Origin of the sequence: Streptomyces sp. T12, from assembly GCF_028736035.1 — a bacterium.
Taxonomy (GTDB): Bacteria; Actinomycetota; Actinomycetes; order Streptomycetales; family Streptomycetaceae; genus Streptomyces.
In genome coordinates this window covers 11,311,432-11,330,102 of the sequence record NZ_CP117866.1, presented here as the reverse complement: position 1 = coordinate 11,330,102, position 18,671 = coordinate 11,311,432, and the positions used below count along the sequence as shown (strand labels likewise).

Annotated in this window: 14 protein-coding genes and 2 pseudogenes; 11 read left to right on the top strand and 5 right to left on the bottom strand. The window is 67.9% G+C overall.

Going from position 1 to position 18,671, the window contains the following annotated elements; genetic code table 11:
• The first annotated feature begins 137 nt into the window (after positions 1-137).
• The 4 genes from PBV52_RS50715 to PBV52_RS50700 all read left to right on the top strand — a co-directional run bounded on the left by PBV52_RS50715 (position 138) and on the right by PBV52_RS50700 (position 3,005).
• Positions 138-362 (top strand): DUF6207 family protein, encoded by a 225-nt coding sequence (locus PBV52_RS50715; RefSeq protein ID WP_306801505.1) that lies wholly within the window; start codon positions 138-140, stop codon positions 360-362.
• 843 nt (positions 363-1,205) lie between these two features.
• Positions 1,206-1,958, top strand: coding sequence for a hypothetical protein (locus tag PBV52_RS50710; protein WP_274236160.1), 753 nt, complete (start codon positions 1,206-1,208; stop codon positions 1,956-1,958).
• A gap of 1 nt (position 1,959) precedes the next feature.
• Positions 1,960-2,106: a hypothetical protein gene (locus tag PBV52_RS50705; protein ID WP_274236161.1), complete on the top strand. Its 147-nt coding sequence runs from the start codon at positions 1,960-1,962 to the stop codon at positions 2,104-2,106.
• A gap of 200 nt (positions 2,107-2,306) precedes the next feature.
• Positions 2,307-3,005 carry a hypothetical protein gene (locus tag PBV52_RS50700; protein ID WP_274236162.1) on the top strand — a complete coding sequence of 233 codons (699 nt, stop codon included), beginning with the start codon at positions 2,307-2,309 and terminating at the stop codon, positions 3,003-3,005.
• 363 nt (positions 3,006-3,368) lie between these two features.
• On the opposite strand, the gene PBV52_RS50695 is transcribed toward PBV52_RS50700, so the two are convergent.
• Entirely contained in the window at positions 3,369-3,620 is a 252-nt protein-coding gene (locus PBV52_RS50695) for a hypothetical protein (protein ID WP_274236163.1), read from the bottom strand.
• Positions 3,621-3,878: 258 nt separating this feature from the next.
• On the opposite strand from PBV52_RS50695, the gene PBV52_RS50690 reads away from it, so the two are divergent.
• Together PBV52_RS50690 and PBV52_RS50685 are read left to right on the top strand one after the other, a co-directional pair.
• Positions 3,879-5,660 carry a WD40 repeat domain-containing protein gene (locus tag PBV52_RS50690; RefSeq protein ID WP_274249173.1) on the top strand — a complete coding sequence of 594 codons (1,782 nt, stop codon included), beginning with the start codon at positions 3,879-3,881 and terminating at the stop codon, positions 5,658-5,660.
• 2,222 nt (positions 5,661-7,882) lie between these two features.
• A complete protein-coding gene (locus PBV52_RS50685) occupies positions 7,883-9,865 on the top strand; it encodes an amino acid transporter (RefSeq protein WP_275947772.1) in 1,983 nt (660 codons plus the stop codon).
• 578 nt (positions 9,866-10,443) lie between these two features.
• Here PBV52_RS50685 and PBV52_RS50680 read toward each other — a convergent pair.
• Complete coding sequence (locus tag PBV52_RS50680; protein ID WP_274249170.1) at positions 10,444-10,578, bottom strand: hypothetical protein; 135 nt, start codon at positions 10,576-10,578, stop codon at positions 10,444-10,446.
• A gap of 653 nt (positions 10,579-11,231) precedes the next feature.
• Between PBV52_RS50680 and PBV52_RS50675 the strand changes: the two are divergent.
• Both PBV52_RS50675 and PBV52_RS50670 read left to right on the top strand, forming a co-directional pair.
• A pseudogene (locus tag PBV52_RS50675) lies at positions 11,232-12,888 on the top strand (IS1182 family transposase).
• 122 nt (positions 12,889-13,010) lie between these two features.
• Positions 13,011-13,529: a cupin domain-containing protein gene (locus PBV52_RS50670; RefSeq protein ID WP_274250006.1), complete on the top strand. Its 519-nt coding sequence runs from the start codon at positions 13,011-13,013 to the stop codon at positions 13,527-13,529.
• Positions 13,530-13,654: 125 nt separating this feature from the next.
• On the opposite strand, the gene PBV52_RS50665 is transcribed toward PBV52_RS50670, so the two are convergent.
• Both PBV52_RS50665 and PBV52_RS50660 read right to left on the bottom strand, forming a co-directional pair.
• Positions 13,655-13,870, bottom strand: a complete 216-nt coding sequence (locus tag PBV52_RS50665; RefSeq protein WP_274249169.1) for a hypothetical protein — start codon at positions 13,868-13,870, stop codon at positions 13,655-13,657.
• Positions 13,871-14,087: 217 nt separating this feature from the next.
• Positions 14,088-14,462 carry a peptidase inhibitor family I36 protein gene (locus PBV52_RS50660; RefSeq protein ID WP_274249167.1) on the bottom strand — a complete coding sequence of 125 codons (375 nt, stop codon included), beginning with the start codon at positions 14,460-14,462 and terminating at the stop codon, positions 14,088-14,090.
• Positions 14,463-14,797: 335 nt separating this feature from the next.
• Here PBV52_RS50660 and PBV52_RS50655 point away from each other — a divergent pair, with 335 nt between their 5' ends.
• The gene (locus PBV52_RS50655) at positions 14,798-15,772 is read left to right on the top strand and encodes a phosphotransferase family protein (protein WP_274250005.1); all 975 of its coding nucleotides are present in this window, start codon (positions 14,798-14,800) and stop codon (positions 15,770-15,772) included.
• 511 nt (positions 15,773-16,283) lie between these two features.
• The gene (locus PBV52_RS50650; RefSeq protein ID WP_274249165.1) at positions 16,284-16,823 is read left to right on the top strand and encodes a hypothetical protein; all 540 of its coding nucleotides are present in this window, start codon (positions 16,284-16,286) and stop codon (positions 16,821-16,823) included.
• A gap of 130 nt (positions 16,824-16,953) precedes the next feature.
• On the opposite strand, the gene PBV52_RS50645 is transcribed toward PBV52_RS50650, so the two are convergent.
• Positions 16,954-18,183 (bottom strand): MFS transporter, encoded by a 1,230-nt coding sequence (locus PBV52_RS50645; RefSeq protein ID WP_274249163.1) that lies wholly within the window; start codon positions 18,181-18,183, stop codon positions 16,954-16,956.
• A 314-nt stretch (positions 18,184-18,497) separates the two neighbouring features.
• Here PBV52_RS50645 and PBV52_RS50640 point away from each other — a divergent pair.
• Positions 18,498-18,653: pseudogene (locus PBV52_RS50640) on the top strand (kinase); the annotation flags it as partial.
• Positions 18,654-18,671 lie beyond the last annotated feature (18 nt).

Here is an 18,671-nt window from a genome sequence, read left to right as displayed (position 1 = left end):
GTGCGGCCGCGCACGCTCCCGGAGTGACTCCCCCAGCCTGCAGGCCGAGATGGCAGCCAACCAGCCCTGGCTGACCACAACTTGGGCACGTCCCGCAGGTTCGGGCCGGTTACCGTCCCCACGGGTACCAGGGCCGTATTCACCTCAAGCCGCCTACCCGGGCAATCCCTGCCCGGCGTCGCAGTCCCCGGGCGGCGGCCCTCCAGGAGGCGCTCGCCGCACGGTGGACGACCGCGACGGCGGAGGAGACAACACACTCCCCCGGTGAGCCGGGCGTACGGCTGCGCTGCCACCTGGACGACGCCTGTCCCAGCGCCCATCGGTCGTTCGGGGCCGGACAGCGCAACGGCCCCGAACGGTGAGTCCGCTCAGGGCCGTGGGCACAACAACGCGGTCGTGAAGGGCGGTCTTCTACGCGGCGAAAGGCACTGCAGGGCGTCAGCCGAACGATCGTCCCAGCGGGCACTAGATGACGAGCCCTGGTCTGGCGGACAATGCGCTCGAGGCCGTAGCCGCCGCCGCGTTCGGCGCGCTTGGCCTGGACGCGCATCCCGAAACCCTCGCCGCCCGCGTGGAACCACCATTCCCAGTCAGCCCCGTTGCGGACCTCTTCGCTCCGCCGGAACTCACGGATCACGATGCGGTACCTGTGCAGACGGCAGAGGTCTTGCAGGCTGAACTTGGTGTAAGCCTCCTCGTCCGGCACTGGCCCGCGAAAGTGGTCGTCAGCCAGCCGCTCGAACGTCCTCGAAGCGCAGGCCCGCAGCGTTCGGCACAGGGAGCCGGCCGGCGAAGGAGAGCTGCGTCGCACCTCGGCGGACCAGCGTAGCTCGATCCCGCAATGCAGGCAGGAGGTGAATCGCTCGGCGATGTCCCCGCCACAGCCGCACAGCAACTCGCAGGCCTCTTCCCCCATAGGCCAAATCACTGGCAAGGACAGGTTGGTGAACGGCCCCTCGGTACTCGTGAGCGGGCCGGCACACTCGTCGGTCTCGGCCCGCCATGCGTGTCCCGCTGTCCGTGCCCGCGGCTTGTCCTGCGCCTGGCTCGAGCCTCCCAGAAATGATCCCGCCACTGCCTGAGACTGATATCAGACTGACACCATGAACGTGGAGGACAAGATCACTCAGTTGTCGTGAGCTGATGAGCTTGCGCAGGTCCTCCGGGACCGGTCGTACGGCGTCGTTGACCAGGACCTGGCGTGGGTGGAGACGCTGCAGCAGGTGCGGGCCCGGCTGGGCGACACCCGCCCGTACACGGGCCAGCACAAGCGGCCCTGGGAGGCTGCCCTCACCGACTTCCGTCACGCTACCGACCAGTTGCGAAACGAGGTCCGTCAAGGACATGCTCCGCACCTTCCTGAGCTGCTGAGCGTGTTGTCGACTCCGCCGGCCGACAATGCGCGAGACCGCGCCGTTCGAGCCGCCCGCCTGGCCGACGAGACTCTCGAGACGACGGACACAGGACGGCTGCCGCCCCTGGCCTGGAAGAATCCGGTGGCTGCGGTGCATGAGAACGCTCCTTTCCAGAAGGTCCGTGCACAAGGCCACCTGCCGGCGACGCCTCTGCACCGATCGGACCGCGATGTAGAACGGTCATGCCGCCGGATGGCCGGCGTGCTGCGGAACCAACTGATGAACGTGCGACGGGCACAGCTACGTCTCGGCGACATCGCCGTTGTTCAGCCAACGCAGGACATCGCGGGGGCATCGGCCGGCCTGAGTCCGAAAGACCGGGCCGATCCGTGTCTGCGCCTGTTGGCCAATCCGCCTGCCGCAGCTCATCACGTGGTACGGCATGCCTTCGGTCGGGCCGGCATCAGCAGGATGGTCGAGGAGCTCAGCCCGGTCACGTTCTTCGATGACGAATGGCAGCGCAGGAATCTCACGCATCGTCGGCCCCTTCAGAAGCTCCCTGCCCGCCGAAACGACAGGCCCAGATACCTCTTCCCCAGCTGAAATGCTGCCCAAGGGCAAAGATGTGGTGATGGCCCAGGCCGATCCAGGGGTGGGAGCCCGCGCCGACGCACCATCCGATTCCCGGCTCCTGGTGCAATCGCTGATCCTGGCCGCGGCCTTCCCCGAAGACCGGCACGACCGGCAGTAGCACGAGGGCTACATCCACACTGCCGATGACCAGTACGACTGGAAGATCCTCCCTCTCGCAAAGGAGGACATCGAGAACCAGCTGCCGCACGAACCCTCGGCCATCACCGCCGCACAACTGTCCGAGACAGCCCCCCGGACAACACCCCACTCGGCGAAACCTGGCACCGCCATGCCCGAAGCAATCGACGCAATCGGATCGTGAAAGGCACCCGCGACACAACCTCAACACAGTGCTGCCGCACGACAGAATCCTGGAATAGCTCACGACCCGGCTCGACGGCACCACCCCGCCACAGACATCCGACCAAACACCACAAGACCGCATGGATCCGCGACCGTACGGCCGCCGACCTGGTGCATCTGGTGTGGCACGCGCGAGACGACGTACGGTCGCTGGGACCGAAGACGGCCGAGGCTGTCATCGCGCTCCATGACAGCCTCGTGCAGCATCAGCGGTGGGGCTTTCGCACCGACGTCACGCAGGCGATCACCGCTCTTCCCGCCCTGGCCGCCGCCCGTCCTCCGCACACACTGCAGCAACGGCGCACCCAGGACATGGCCCACAGGGTGAGCGTCCCCGACGGCAGACATGCCTGGTACACAGAGCTGGAAGAACGATGGTCGCGGGCCGTGAATCGGCTGACGTCGGTACGCAATGCTCTCGCGCACGGCGGCCCGGCAACGGCGTCAGCAGCGGCAAATACGGCGCCCATGGTGCACCGGCTGGCCGGCGAAGCACTGCACGCCAGTCTCACCGCTCTCCTGGACGGCAAGCACCCGTACGACGGGCACCTTCGCCGACGGGACCGTGCCGCTGAATGGGCACAGAGGTGGCTCTCAGAAACGCCGCCGCAGGAAGCCTGGTCGCAAAACCCCGCCGGTGGACACAAGCCCTAGCGAATGGGACCGCACGGCATTCTGGTTCCATGTCCTCACAGGCGGCCCAAGGCTCACCAGGTGTGCAGCGCCCACGGCGCGAGGCCTGCTCGCGGAACCTCGTGCCGATGTCTTCCGGGAGCCGGGCCCCCAGCAGCTGGCCCGCTCCACTTCCTCGCCGGTGGCACCGCTGTGGGCCAGGCCGATCTCCAGCGCCCGGAAATACTTCAAGCCCGGCCACGAGGCCCTCGCCGAAGTCACCAGCCTGCTCACCCCCAGGCCCCGGGCTGCCGGCGCGCGCGGCGATGACGGGCGCCACGGATTCAACCGCCCCCGCCCCCCCGGGGCCGTGCGCATGCCGACGTGCAAAGCGAGTCACAGCACTTACGGATCAAAGCGCTGGCGGGGCCGGCCGATCAACGAGCGCAGGACGGGCACCATGGAGCCGGACGCGCTGAGCCCGGCCAGGGCAGCGCCCGCCAGGGGGGCGCCGGCCAGCACGGTGAGACCGCCGACGACCAGCCCCAGTACGAGCGCGGTGAGCAGGACGACGGTGGTGTGCAGGGACAGAAACGGCGGTTCTGATTCGAAGCCGCTCGGGCCGGGCTGCGCCGGCGAAGGTGTCGACTGGGTCATGCCAGCACCATCCCCCAAGAGCCTGCCGTTGACCTGCATCAATCGAACAAGCCGGGGTCCAGCCTGATCAGGATCGCCTCACGTCGAACACACCACACCGTGTTCCGGGCTGTTCCGTCATGTTCGGTGCCGTTCCGGCCAGGTGCGCCTACTCTGCTGCTCACCACACAAGACGGGAGTGACGTGGCAGGCAACGGCGGGCACGGTGAAAGCGGTTACGCGGCAACGCTGCGCAGGCTGGGGGAGGCACTCACAGACTTGAAGCGCGAGCGTGGTGCCCCTTCCTACGACCGGATCCTGGTGCGCGGAAAGAAGGTGTGCGGCGAGCGGTCAGCGATGTCGAAGGCTTCGATGAGCGAGGTGTTCGCCGGACGACGCGGCCCCGCCTCGCTGGACCGGCTGCTGTGGCTGGTGCGCGTCCTGCTGTCATACGACGACGGCGAGGAGGTGAAGCCGCCCGAACGGCGCGATCCTCAACTGCAGGCCTGGAGGAACCGGTGGCACACCCTGGAGAGCGAGCGGGCCTCATCGCGCCGCGCATCTTCGGCACAACAAGCGGAGTCGGCGTCCGAGGCCGGCCAGGACCCGGACGCGATCCCGTCCGGCCACGAGGGCCTGGCGCCCGACGACATACCCAGCCGCTTCACAAAGCACCAGCACCGCAGCCCCCTCCAAGCCCTGGCCGCTGATCCCGCCCTCCTTCCGGCAGCCACGGCAGACGACAACACGGCCGCGGCCAGAGCGCAGGCGGCATCACCCTCCCAGATACCCCTTCCCACACAGCAGTTACCGGCACCACCCACAGCGAACACCTCACCCACAGCACCGCAGCCTGAGCCCTTCGCCCCTGCCGGCGCCCCGCTCACCGGCGACACCGGGGCCGTCTGCGCGATGGCGTTCTCCCCCGACCAAAACCTCCTCGCCATCGTGAGCGGCAACGTCATACGCCTGTGGGATCCGACCACGCGCGTCTCCCTCGGCTCTCCGCTGACCGGCAGGAGTCAAGTACCGTTCTGGACAGTGGCCTTCTCCCCCGACAGCCGCCTCCTCGCCACCGGCAGCAGGGACAAGACCGTGCGGCTGTGGGACACGGCCCGGCGCATCACCGCCGGTGACCCCCTCCGCGGCCACACCGACGGAGTCTGCTCCGTGGCCTTCTCCCCCGACCAAAACCTCCTCGCCACCGGCAGCAGGGACAAGGAAGTACGGCTGTGGGACACAGCCGGACACACGCCCGCCGGTGACCCCCTCACCGGCCACACCGCAGACGTCTACTCAGTGGCCTTCTCCCCCGACGGCCGCCTCCTCGCCACCGGCAGCGAGGACAGGACCGTGCGCCTGTGGAGCGTGGCCGGCCAAACCTGCGTCGGCGCCCCCCTCACCGGCCACACCGCAGACGTCTACTCAGTGGCCTTCTCCCCCGACGGCCGCCTCCTCGCCACCGGCAGCAGGGACAAAACCGTACGGCTGTGGGACACAGCCCGGCACATCCCCGTCGGTGCCCCCCTCACCGGCCACACCGATCAGGTGTACTCGGTGGCGTTCTCCCCCGACGGCCGCCTGTTCGCCTCAGGCAGCAGGGACAAAACCGTACGGCTGTGGGACACAGCCCGGCACATCCCCGTCGGTGCCCCCCTCACCGGCCACACCGATCAGGTGTACTCGGTGGCGTTCTCCCCCGACGGCCGCCTGTTCGCCTCAGGCAGTGAGGACGGGACAGTACAGCTGTGGACCCAGCCCGCCGACAGCCCCTCCAAACCCCGGACCGATCCTCTGAAGCAACCGCTGACGGACAAAGCACAGGTAATCGCAGTACTCAACGACCTCCGATCGATTGTCCGCGAACAGGGGGAAGCCGGGGCCTGCGAGACAGACACCATGGCCCTCATCGGAGCATGCACCGTCCTGTGGCTGGAGTCCCTGCAGGACAGCGTCCTCCCCATACGAGCCATACTTGAGCACACACTGGACAAAAGCCCGACCGATGAGCGCCCCCTGATGCCCGCCTCCATCCGGGCAGGCCGGTTCACGACAGACTGACAACCAGCTCCCACAGCACACCGATCAAGGCACTCCCCCCCCCACCGGCCGGCGATCCAGCCAGGCATCCCAGCCGCCGCCATGGGCAACCAGGCCCCTCCAACACCGGATATCACACTGACTGCGTGCCCCTCTCAAGGCGAAGGGAAGAAGGCGTGCTGCGCGAAGACGCCCCTCGGCCCGTATCAGCTGCCCGGTGATCCGCGTGGCAATATCGGGGATGAACAGACGTAGCCCATCGGCCAGCACCCGGCACGCTGTGACCAGCATGAGGACAACGCCCTCAAAACGCTTCGCCGCCTCACTCCCACCCCAACCGCTCCGCCCAAACCCGTTCCCAGGACCGGACGGCATCCATGCACCAGCTGGCTTTCTCCACCGGCTCTGCCGGCGAGTCATAGTGTCGTAGTGTCATTTGTCCTTGAGCGCGGATGTCACCGTTACTCCGGCAAAAGCGATGTCGCTGTGTTTTAGGGGCAGTTGGGGCCTTGTGGCGGGACGATGGCTGTGCTTCTCCCGCTGGGGGCACCGCGTCTGCCGAAACCCAAGGCTGATCTGTACGCGGCGATCCGCCGGGACCACCGCGCGAGGATGTCGGTGCGTGCTCTGCAGCGCAAGTACGGGGTGACCTGGCAGACGGACCGCAGGGCACCGGACCTGATGTGGTCTGAGCCGCGCAGGAAGCCGCCCCCGCGTCCGACCAGGCGGGGTCCCTACAAGCCGCTGATCGACGAGATACTGCACAGGGATCTGGACGCTCCGCCGAAGCAGCGGCACACCGCCAAACCGCCAAGCGGGTCTTCGACCGGCTGCTGGACGAGTACGCCGCGACGGGGATCCCCTATCAGATGGTCCGCGGCTGCATCGCCACACGCCGTGGGGAGATCCGCCAGGAGGCGGGGCGGGGGCCGGTGGAGGTGTCCGTGCCGCAGACCCATCTGCCGGGCACCGAGGCAGAAAGGGACTTCGAAGACGTGCACATCGCGCTCACCGGCGCAGCGACCCGCTGCCATCCGTTCCCCTTCCGGCTGCCGTACCCGGGCAAAGCGGCAAAGCGGTCCACCGGGTCTTCGCGTCCCGCGGCCAGGAGGCATTCTTCGAGGGCCACGATCACGCGCTGTCCCTGCTGGGCGGCACCCCTCGCGGCCACATCCGCCACGACAACCTCAAGACCGCCGTCGCCCAGAAGCCCGGGTTCACCCGGCACCGCCAGGACAGCAAGCGGTGAACCGCATTTCGCACACACTGGAGCATCAAGAGCTTCTACAGCAGACCAGAACTCGAAGACGCCCACGACAAGGACGGCGCCGAAGAACAGACCGGATACATCCGGCGCAACCACCTCGTCCCCGCTCCCGCGGCCGCCCCGCCGACCGAACTCAACGAAATGACCGACCAGTGCGACCCACAGGACGAAAGCCGCAGAATCCGCTCACGGGCGACGACGGTAGGCAAGTACTCCGCCGTTGAAGCGCCGTCGCTCAAGCCGTTACCGACCAAGCCGTCCGAGACAGGCCGGCACTTCACACCACGGGCCCACCGCTCCAGCCAGACCGCCGCGCAGACCAACCGCAACTCGATTCCGATCCAGCCGATCGGCCAGACAGTGCAGGTGATACTCCACACCGACCATCTCGCCATCCACGACCGGGACCAGGCCCCCCCACACACACGAACGGCTCAACACGAAGCCCACCTCACGCCCAGAGCTGAACCACTATCTGCAAGCGCTGATCCGCAAGCCCAACGCCCCCCGGCACCACCACTCCCAAACAGGCCAAGACCGCAGGCAGGTCCACACCGGCCCATAGCCACTAGCCGACGGCCTGCGGTTGGCCGGTGTCCGGCCCTTTGGTTGGTGGGCAGCGGACCTCCGTGGTCGATCCGGGGCCGCGTCGGGTCCGTGGTGGGTGAAGCCACACCCAGGCCCGACACGGTCACCTTTCCTTTCCTGTAGAGGCGAGTGTCGGTGACTGTCCCTGCCTGCGTCGCTGCCCAAGTGGCGAGGGCGGCGGCGCCCCGCTGGATCAGTCAGGCGTGGTCACCGCTTTCCCACCTGCCGAGACCTCGGCGGGCATGGTGATGCGCACGGGCAGCGGTATGTCGCCCCCGGTGGGGTCGGGGCGACTGAGAGGTCGCATACTCGGTGATCGTTGCGATGCCGTGAGTGCGGTGCCTGCTGCGACCGGTGCGCTGGGCAACCAGGAAGGCTGATGGGGGATATGAAGAACGCGAACGAACTGGCCGTGCCGGAAGTGGTGGACAGTCCCGCTCTTCGGGAGCAGTCGAACGGCAGCCTGGCACGGTGGTTGCTGCGCCACCGGGTGCAGCCGGTCGGGCCGGCGGCGGGTGAGGGGCATACCGAGCCGCAAGCCTGGTGGAAGGTGATGTGCCTGACGGGGGTGGACTACTTCTCCAGCCTGGCGTACGTGCCGGCGATCGCGGCACTGGCGGCCGGAGCGGTGTCGCCGTTGGCGACACTGCTGATCGTGGCGCTGACGCTGGTGGGGATGCTGCCGATGTACCGGCGGGTGGCCCGGGAGAGCCCGCACGGCGCCGGGTCGGTGGCGATGCTCGAGGATCTGCTGCCGTTCTGGTGGGGCAAGCTCTTCGTGCTGGTCCTGCTCGGCTTCGTGGCCACCTCGTGGATCATCACGATCACTCTGTCCGCGGCGGACGCCTCCGTCCACATGATGGAAAACCCCTACCTGCCCCATGCCCTGCACGGCCACGAGGTCGCCATCACGGTGGCGTTGTTGCTGGTACTCGGAGGGGTGTTCCTGCTCGGGTTCAGCGAAGCGGTCAGTGTGGCCATCCCGCTGGTCGCGGTCTTCTTGGTGCTCAACGCGGTGGTTATCGCCGTCGGATTGGTCGACGTGTTCACCACGCCGGGGGCGTTCTCGGCGTGGACGGACGCACTCGCCGAGGGCGGAGGCGGATTCGGTGATCTGGCAGGTCCGGCGCTTATGGCGTTTCCGCTGCTGGTACTGGGTCTGTCGGGTTTCGAGACCGGGGTGAGCATGATGCCCCTGGTGTCCGCCGTAGGCGCCGATCCCGAGCAGCGGCTGCGCTCGCGGATCCGCAACACCCGTACGCTGCTGACCACCGCCGCGCTCATCATGAGCGTCTACCTGCTGTCCGCGAGCTTCGTGACCACGGTCCTCATTCCTCATAAGGAGTTCGAGCCCGGTGGCGGGGCCAACGGCCGGGCCCTGGCCTGGCTGGCCCATGAGAACGTCGGGGAGGCGTTCGGCACCGTCTACGACGTGAGCACCATCCTCATCCTGTGGTTCGCGGGCGCGTCCGCGATGGCGGGGCTGGTCAACATCGTCCCGCGGTACCTTCCCGACTACGGCATGGCCCCGGAATGGGGACGCGCGGTACGCCCGGTCGTGATCGTCTACACCGTCCTCTGTGTCCTCATCACCATCGCGTTCGACGCCGACGTCGACGCCCAGGCAGGCGCCTACGCCACCGGCATCCTGGCCATGATGGTCTCCGGCGCCTTCGCCGTCACCGTCTCGGTCGTACGCCGCCGCCGGCGTGCGACCGCCACAGGCTTCGCACTGCTCACCGCGATCCTGCTCTACGCCCTGGTGGCCAACATCGTCGACAAGCCCGACGGCATCACCATCTCCGGCATGTTCATCGCCGGCATCATCGCCGTGTCGCTGATCTCCCGGGTCTCGCGCACCACCGAACTGCGCGCCGACCGCATCGTCTTCGACCCGGACGCCCGCCGGTTCATCACCGACACCCTCGCCCACGACAACGCCATCAACATCATCGCCAACCGCCGCCAGGCCGGCGACGGCGCCGAGTACTCCGCCAAGGAACGCGAGCAGCGCGGCACCAATCCGGTGCCCACCCCGGCCGACGTGCTGTTCGTGGAAATCGACGTGGTCGACCCGTCCGACTTCAGCGAAACCCTCGCCGTACGCGGCGTCGAAGTCGACGGCTACCGAATCCTGCGCGCCGAGGCCCCGGCTGCACCGAACGCCATCGCCGCAATCCTGCTCGCCCTGCGCAACGCCACCGGCGTTCAGCCGCACTGCTACTTCGCGTGGGCCGAGGGCAGCCCCCTCATGCACATGTTCCGCTACTTCCTGCTCGGCCGCGGCGACACCGCCCCCGTCACCCGCGAAATCATCCGCAGCAACGAACCCGACCCCGACCGCCGCCCCGGCATCCACGTCGGCGGCTGACCCCCGCGCCCCGCCGCCTGGCACAGACCTGGTCCACCGCCTGGAACCTCCACAAAATTGGCCAACTACCGCTCGTCAAAATGGCCGATCAAAAATCGACGCGAGCGTGAGACCTGCACCTCTACGGAGTCGCCTGGCCACCTATCGCTCGTGGTCACAGGGATGTGGACGAGGCCGGCACCGACGCCGGGCCGGGTGCGCGGCCGGCCTTCGCGCGCCCAAGCAGAAGTTGATCGAGCCGGCCAGCTCGCTTGCAGTGGCGGTGGCGGTGGCGGTGGCGGAACTGCAGGGCGCGGCCGCCGCCAACCGCCTGCGTGGGCAAGCCCGGCTGAACGCGCACGGTCGTTCCTTCTGGCCTCGTTCGCGTTCTTCGGTGGCGCCGCCCAGGCGAGGATTTTCGGCGGTACGGACACGCAGTGCGGCCAGGTGGGCTTCGGGCAGGCCGTCCGCGCGGCCACCGCGCCGCGCCTGTCCTGGTGGGCCGGCGGCGCGGCGTCCCGGCGGGATGACGGCCGGCTCATGGCTGCTCATGGTGCCGGGGCTGCGGGCCCGCAGGTGAGCGCGGGCCCGCAGCGAGATCAGCGGCGGGTCTCCCACCACAGGATCAGCAGCGTCACGGCGCCGCTGCCCAGCTTGTAGGCCACGCCCTGAAGGAAGTGGTAGTGGACACTGTGTCCACGGCTATCGCCCCATTTCCGCAGGTGAATGCGCATAGACGCCAGCCATCTGTCCACGGGGCGTGGATGTTTGTCTCGTGAATTCACGCTAAGCTCCGTACTGGTGTTAGTTGCGTTCGTTGCGTTGCGGCACCACGCAAGGAGCCCTCCCAACTCAGTGGCCTGGAAACCCGTTGGGAAGCAGGGCTCCTTTCGCGTTCTTGGAGTCTATCGACGGGTGATCGTGTCGTTGTAACTCGCAGCCGGAGCACAGCGCTTGGCGACGTTCCCGATCTGCAGACCGGCTACACCCTGAGTGCGTTGCCGGGCGTAAAACAGCAGGTCAGAATCTACACACCGTGATGCACGTCACTCTTTTCGGGAAGCACATCGGTTAAACCCGGTAAACCGACTCCTCAAGGCGGGAACACTGTCGCACTCGTGTTCATCCGGCTGTTCCGATTCAGGCCAGTGCCGTCGGGTGAGGAGGATGAGTGAGTCTGGCCGAGAGGAAGTGAGTCCGGCCGGGGCATACCGGGCTTGAAGTCGCCCTGAGCCTGGGCGTCATGGCTCGGTCCTCGCAGGAATGTGAAAGGCCTCGCGCCCGGCAGCTTCAAGACACCGTTGGCGAATTCCGGGGCGAGCGTGACGTCCGCCTTCATGACCCGTTGTGGTCGTGAAGGCCGACGTTGTGTCTGGGGAGGGTGTCGGTGTCGCTGCACGCCAGGAAGATCGGCGGGGTTCCTGATGAGACGGCCCGGGTGGCACGGGCCGCGTTTCCGAAGGGCAGCCTGGCCATACGGATCCGAGATGAGCTGGGCGAGCTGTTCTCGGACGCGGACTTCGCCGGGCAGTATTCGAGCAGGGGGAAGCTGGCATGGTCGCCGGGCCAGTTGGCGTTGGTGTCGGTCATGCAGTTCGCCGAGGGCTCTCGGACCGGCAGGCCGCGGACGCAGTGCGCGGGCGGCTGGACTGGAAGTACCTGCTGGGGCTGGAACTGACCGATCCGGGTTTCGACCACTCGGTGCGCACCGAGTTCAGGGACCGGCTGATCGCGGGAGATGCCGGGATCGGCCTCCTGGACCGGGTTCTGGAGGCCGCTGCGGAGTGCGGCTTGCTCAAAGCCGGTGGCCGTGCGCGCACGGACTCCACGATCGTGCTGTCCGCCGCGCGGCAGATCAACGGGCTGGTGCGGCTCGGTGAGACCCTGCGGGCCACGCTGAACAGCGTGGCCGCCCGCGAGCCGGAGTGGCTGGCCAGCTGGGCTCCGGCCGACTGGTTCGGCCGATACGCGATCCGGTTCGAGGACACCCGCCTGCCCAAGGAGAAGACGAAACAGACGGAGCTGATCGAGCAGATCGGCGCCGACGGGCTGGGGCTGCTGGCGGCCCTGCACGGACCGGACGCCCCGCCGTCCCTGCGGCAGCTCGACCGGGTCCAGACCCTGCGGCAGATGTGGATCCAGCAGTACTTCGTCGACGAGGGGCAGGTCCGTCGCCGCGACCTCAAGGACCGCCCGCCGGGAGCGGAGCGGCTGGTCACCCCCTACGACATCGACGCGCGAGGGAGCGTGAAGCGCGGCATCTTCTGGGACGGCTACAAGGTCCACCTCACCGAGACCTGCGAGCCGGACAGCTCGAACCTGATCACACACGTCGCCACAGCCGACTCCACCGTCCAGGACGTGCGCCTGGTCGCCCCGATCCACGCACACCTCGCCAAACGCGACCTCCTGCCCGATCGGCACCTGGTCGACGCCGGCTACGCGACAGCCAGACAAGTGGTCACCGCCCGCCGGGACCACAAGATCGACCTGGTAGGCCCGATGCTCGCGTCCACCAGCTGGCAGACCAAGGACGGCGGCGGCTTCTCCCAGGCCGACTTCACCATCGACTGGACAACCGGCAGGTAACCTGCCCCAACGGTGCGACCAGCAGCCGCTGGGCCGAAGACCGTTCCCAGTACGGGGCGGCCGTGGTCCGAGCACGGTTCCCGCCAGCTGCCTGCCGTCCCTGCAACACCCGAGAGCAGCGCACCCGTTCCAACAGCAAGGGGGACATGGGCCGTCGGATCACCCTCCGCCCCCAGGCGGAGTACGAGGTGATCCAACAGGCACGAGCCCAGGAAGACACCCAGGAGTGGAAGGAACAGTACGCACACCGGGCCGGTGTCGAAGGCACGATCTCCCAGGGTGTCCGCGCCTTCGGCCTGCGGCGATGCCGGTATCACGGCCTGGCCAAAGCCCGGCTACAACACCAGCTCACGGTCACCGCGATGAACTTCCAACGCCTCAACGCCTGGTGGACCGACACTCCGCGAGCCCGCACACGAACGTCTCGCCTGGCGGCCCTACGGCCTACCACCTAGCACTGCAGTACTAGGTCCCCAGCCCTCAGCCCGGGCCAACCCAAGATCATCCGCAAGTCCGATGCCCCCTTCTGGATGCGGGAGCCACCATGCTGGTGGAACCTGCCAAGAGGGAGCGCATCATGTCGTACCCGGAATACCTTGAGTACCCAGAAGCCCGCTACCACCGCAACAAGGGCGAAGTGAAAGCGGCCTTCCGCCCGGCCGACAGCCCACCGGACATCTCCTCACCCGGCGCCTCTACCCACTACCTCGCCACCAACGAGTCGACCGGCGGCGAATTCGGCCTGTACAAGGTGGAGCTGGGTGCACGGTCCGCTGGGGCCAAGACCCACTTCCACAAGGCGATGTCGGAGTCCTTCTACATTCTCTCCGGCGAACTGGAGCTGTACAACGGCGAGAAGTGGGTCACGGGCCGCGCGGGCGACTTCCTGTACGTACCGGTCGGCGGCCTGCACGCCTTCAAAAACGTGACCGACGAGCCTATGTCCATGCTCATGCTCTTCTCCCCAGGCGCCCCACGCGAGGAGTACTTCGAGCGGGTCGCGGAAATGGCGCAGCGCGGTGGCGAAGACCTTAAGCAGTTTCGCATCCGACACGACAGCTACTTCCTGGAAGACTTCGAGTCCGGGGAGGAGTAGTTCGGGGCCGTTGCAGGACTACCGCTCCCCCACCGCGATGGCCACTCCAGGGCGAGCCCGGCCTGTACGAGTGCGCCAACGGTGTCGCTTCAATGCCAGGGACGAGGCGCTTGTGATGGCCGGACCTACAGCTGGATCTCGATGGACTCCACGTCGGTGAACTCCACGCACAGGCCGGCTGCACGGGTGTTGTTGCTGCGGAAGTACATCCGTGCGAAGCCGTCGGCCGCGATCTGCTGGAGCTGCTGCTCGGTGACGCCCTGCTCGCGTGAGGTGAACAAGCGGTCCGCGAACTCGGGCGGCAGGGCCTTTGTCTCGGGTGCAGATTGAGCGTCAGGCATGTTCGTCATGTGGCCCCAGGAGCCCGCGCCTGACAGGTATCAGCGGGTTGTTGAGGCATGTTGGGCACGTACGCGAGGTGCCGTCGACCCTCGGTTCGGTCGAACCGAGGTCGCATATCGGGCAGGAAGTTCCTCCGCAGACAGCGGTGCCGGGCGCGACGGAGGCGCCGGTCTGACCATGTGCCATCACCACAGATCAGTCAGCGGACGTCTCTGGCTACTCGTTGACGATGCGGTAGGCGCTGACCCATGCACCAATGCTGCGGTAGCCGGAACCGTCGATGGCGATCGAACCCCCGTTGCAGTCGGCGTTGTCCCACCTCTCCACCCTGCGGTGGTCAACCTCCGTGCGGGCGGACCGGATTTGGTCGTTCCAGGTATCGCCGACGTACTTGCACTCCCGCACACCTCCGTCGAACCAACGATCCAGGCCTTCGAAGCCCGTATCGGCGTAGGCGTGCCGACTGGCGGCCGCCAGCCCGGGGCCGGCAGAGGAATCGGAGGACGCGAGTGCGAGGGGCTGGGCGGATGCCGGTTGGGTAATGATGAATGCGTCGGCAAAGGCCGCAGCCGTGAGTAGAACCTTGCGCAAGACGGGCAGGACGTCTCCTTGAGTAGACATGTCGTGTAGACATGTCGTGTAGACATGTCGTGTAGACATGTCGTGTAGACATGTCGTGTCCGTGTGAACGAGATTGCGCGAAGAGGACGAAACAGGAACCGGGGCAACCGGGGCTTCGATCCCGTCGGCGCGTTCACTCGGTGATGGCGAGCATCCCGGCGGTGGCCGTGTCCAAGGGCGAAGCGACGGCCACAGACCGGACAGCGCACCAACTGCTCGGTCTCGACGCCCCCCACGCCGATACTCCCGTAGGGTGCGCGGGTTGTCGTGGAGGAGAGGCGGTTCGGAACGTGGCACCCAGGTCAGTGACGCGGGAGCAGTTGGCAGGTGCAGCGCGGGCCGCGCTGGGCGGCGGGCGGCGGTTGGAGGCAGTCGAGCGGGTCGCGGGCGGCAGTAAGAAGGGCGTGTACCGCCTGGTGATGGACGATGCGACGACGGCGATCGCCTACCTGTGGGACGGCGCCGAGAACTACTGGCCGGCGTCAGAGGGCGACGACGACCTCACCGACCCGTTCTCACCCGGCCTCGGGCTCGATCTGTTCGAGGCTGCACACGCGCGGCTGGACGCGCTCGGCGTCCGCGTCCCGGCGATCCGTCTCGTCGACCGCGAGGGCACCCACTGCCCGGCCGATCTTGCGATCGTCGAGGACCTTCCGGGCGAGAGCCTGGAGGAGTTGCTCGCGCGCGACCAGCGCGCAGCTGCTCCGGTCATGGCCCGGCTCGCGGAGTCGCTGGAGGCGATGCGGGGCCACCGGGCACCGGCGTACGGCAAGGTGGCCGTGGTCGACGGAGGAGGAACGTCGCGCGGTACGTCGTGCGAGGAGGTGGTTCTCGACCGTGCGCTGCGGGACCTCGCCGAGGCGGCCTCGCGCGAGCCTCGGATCGCGGACGCCCGCGACCGGCTGGAGGAACGGCTGCTGAGCCTGGCGGCGGCGGTGCGGCCGCGCACGGAGTACGCGGTCGTGCACGGCGAACTGGGGCCCGACCATGTGCTGGTGGACGCGGACGGGAACCCCGTGGCGATCGATATCGAGGGATTGATGTACTTCGATGTCGAGTGGGAGCACGTGTTTCTACAGATCCGCCTGCACGACGCCTACCGGCCGCTAGGGGTGGACGGGTTGGACGAGGACCGGCTCGCGCTGTACATGCTCGCGCAGCGCCTCTCGCTCACGGCGGGGCCGCTGCGGCTGCTCGACGGGGACTTCCCCGACCGGGCCTTCATGGCGGGCATCGCCGAGTACAACCTGAAGCAGGCGCTGGAACTGGTCCATGCCTGAATTCCCGGGTACCTCAACTTGTTCGCTGAATAGCAGCAGGTGAGGCTGGTTACGGCTGGGCCCAGCCGTAGTCCGGCGGGGAAGGCAGGGATGTCGACGCCGTTGTCCCGGACAGACTTGGGCGTCAACTGTCGCATGTTGTCGGTGCTTCCTGCACTTGCGCGCGGGCAGCCCCACCCCCGGTCGCCGCCGCACGCGGCACCGCCACATCGCCCCCCCGCCCGCCACGCCCAGCCGTCCCACCTCCGACGCTGAATCGCCGCCCCCATACCCGGCGCCACCCACTGGAGCGGCCGATAGCACTGGACACTCACCAGAAATCCCGCCGCCCAGCGGCAGGGCGATGCCCCTCGCCGATGGACACGGCACTGGCCCGTCACCACGGGGAGAGCGACGGGCCAGACCACTTCACACCGTGCCGCACACCCACCGCAGCCGAGGGCCGTTGCCGGGCTGGCCGGTTCCTGGTGCACTCTGTCGGGCCCGGCCACCCAATCAATAGGGTCGGCGCATGAGCAGCGACGGAGTGGTCGGCGACGGAATAGTCGTAGGCGTCGCGGTCCGCGCGGCATGGGACTCGTACCGGATCCTGGAGAACCGCACATCGCAGGAGGACCGCCGACAGGCGCAGCAGCGGATCAAGGCCGCGACGGACTCATACGGCCAAGGAGAGGTCGCCCGGGGCGCGGTCTTCCTGGTGGGTGTGCTGACCACCCACATCATCGGGCAGGACAGTTCGGAGGGTGAGGAGAGGCGTCTTGATCCGCTGAGTGATCTGATACCGGCGGTGATCCGCAGGCTCCCCGATTTCAAGCTTGCCGACCCCGCACAGGTGCCGATGGTCACCGGAGTGCTGATGGCCGCCGCGATGGGCATGGACGTGGTGGCCTGGCGCGACCAGTTCGGGATCATCCCTGCGAAGGAGGCCGTGACGCACAGCTTCGTGGTGTGGCTGCTGGCCGACCTGTACGACACCCTGGTCGACCGGCCCGGCGCTACGGACCTCGTCATGCAGGACGCCTTCAACTCTCTGGCCGCCGAGACCGGCTGACGGCACAACACCTCCAGGTGACCCGCAGCCCGACGCGGGTCAGGCTGTCGCCGGCCGGACAGTGGCGGTCGGTTGGGCGCTTCGTTATCGAGGACCGCCCCGTGATCCAGGATGGTTCGTAGGGCATCGCTCAACGCGCAGCCACTGCCTCGGCCTCGGCCAGCGGGGGCAGATGCCGGATGGTGCGACTCAACGTGGCGCCCAAAGCCGCGACCGCCATGACGGACGCGATCGACAGCAGGGCGGCCGTCGCGCCCCAGCGGTCCAAGATCAGTCCCGAGGCGAGCGGCCCGACCGGGGTCACCGCACTGCCGATGAGGGCGAGGCTGCTGATCACTCGGCCCTGCAAGTGGTCGGGCGTGATGGTCATCTGGTAGGTGTACAAGATCGCGTTGGCCGCCGGGACCAGGAAGAACGCCAAGGCCAGCAGCGGTCCGATGGCCCAGGCGGTGGGAGCGACGGCCATCGCGGGAATGGCCGCGGCGGCGACCCAGAACATCGCCAGGACGACCGACGCCGGGCTGCGCCGCTGCAGCCGGGGGCCGGCCAGCGCACCCAGCAGGCCTCCGGCGCCGGAGATCGCCATCATCAGGCCGACATCGGCCGGTGCGGCGCCACTCTGCCGGACGGCGACGATCGCGGTGAAGGTCAGCGCGGAGAACACCAGGCTGAAGCCCGCGGCCGTCACCAGCAGGACGCGCAGGAACCGCTGCCGCCAGGTCCAGCGCAGGCCCTCGGCGATGTCGCGCAGGAGCGTGCGCGACCGGTCCGCGGCCGGGACTGCGGGCGTCGGGTCCTTGATGGCGAGGACCGCGGCGAAAGACAGCAGGTAAGCCAGGAGCTCTCCGACAAGAGGGACCGTTCTCCCCAGGTTGAACAGCAGGCCGCCCAGCGGAGGACCGGCGATCGAGGCTCCGTACTGGCGGGCTTCGTTGTGCGCGAGGGCCTGAGGCAGGTGCTCGGCGGGAACCACGCGCCGTAGCATCGTCGTCTCCGCCGGCTGGAAGAACACCCCGCAGGCGCCGCTGATCACAGCCGCGGCCAGCAGCATCCGCCAGTCGAGCAACCCGAGCAGCGAACCGGTAACGGTGGCGGCGAGAAGAGCGGCTCGCATGAGATCGCAGCTGAGCATCGTGCGCCGCCGATCCCACCGATCAACCAGGGCGCCCGCCGGCAGGCGCAGCGCGATGCCGGCGACCATCGCGGCAGAGCCGATCAGCCCGGCGTGGACGGCCGAACCGGTCAGTTCCAGCGCCAGCAGGGGGTAGGCGACGGAGGCGACCTGGGAGCCCAGCGTCGAGGCCAAGGTGGCGCTCCAGAGCAGGACGAAGCCTCGGTTGCGGCGCAGTGGCTCACTCATGATCGCGATTATGTACGTTCTTTAAAGAATGTACAATCTCGAATCGTACGGAACTGCAGTCCTGTGCAGACATGGATGCCGAGGCAGCGCCCTTCACCGAGGCGCGGCTTCAGCTGGCCGAGTTGATGGGGCGGGTGGCCTACGGTGTCGAGCGGATCGCGCTCAGCCGCCATGGCAAGCCGGTGGCAGGTCATCACCCTGAAGCGGTCGTCGTTCGACCGCGCCGGGCCACCGCCTGCTGCGCCGCCACGCCGTGTGGACATCGCGACATCGGACACAGGACACAGGACACTGCGAGTCTCAGAGGCCAGGTCGTGGAAGAGCTGCTGGGGCGCTGGGAGTGCGTGACGGACGGGAACGTCATGCACGGGGGCGTCGGAGTCATCATCCCGGTGCGGCAGCGGGCCGAGGGTACTGCTGTGCTGAAAGTGTCATTTCCGCACCCCGGCAACGTCCACGAGCCGGACGCGGGAGCCCGCTTAGCGTCC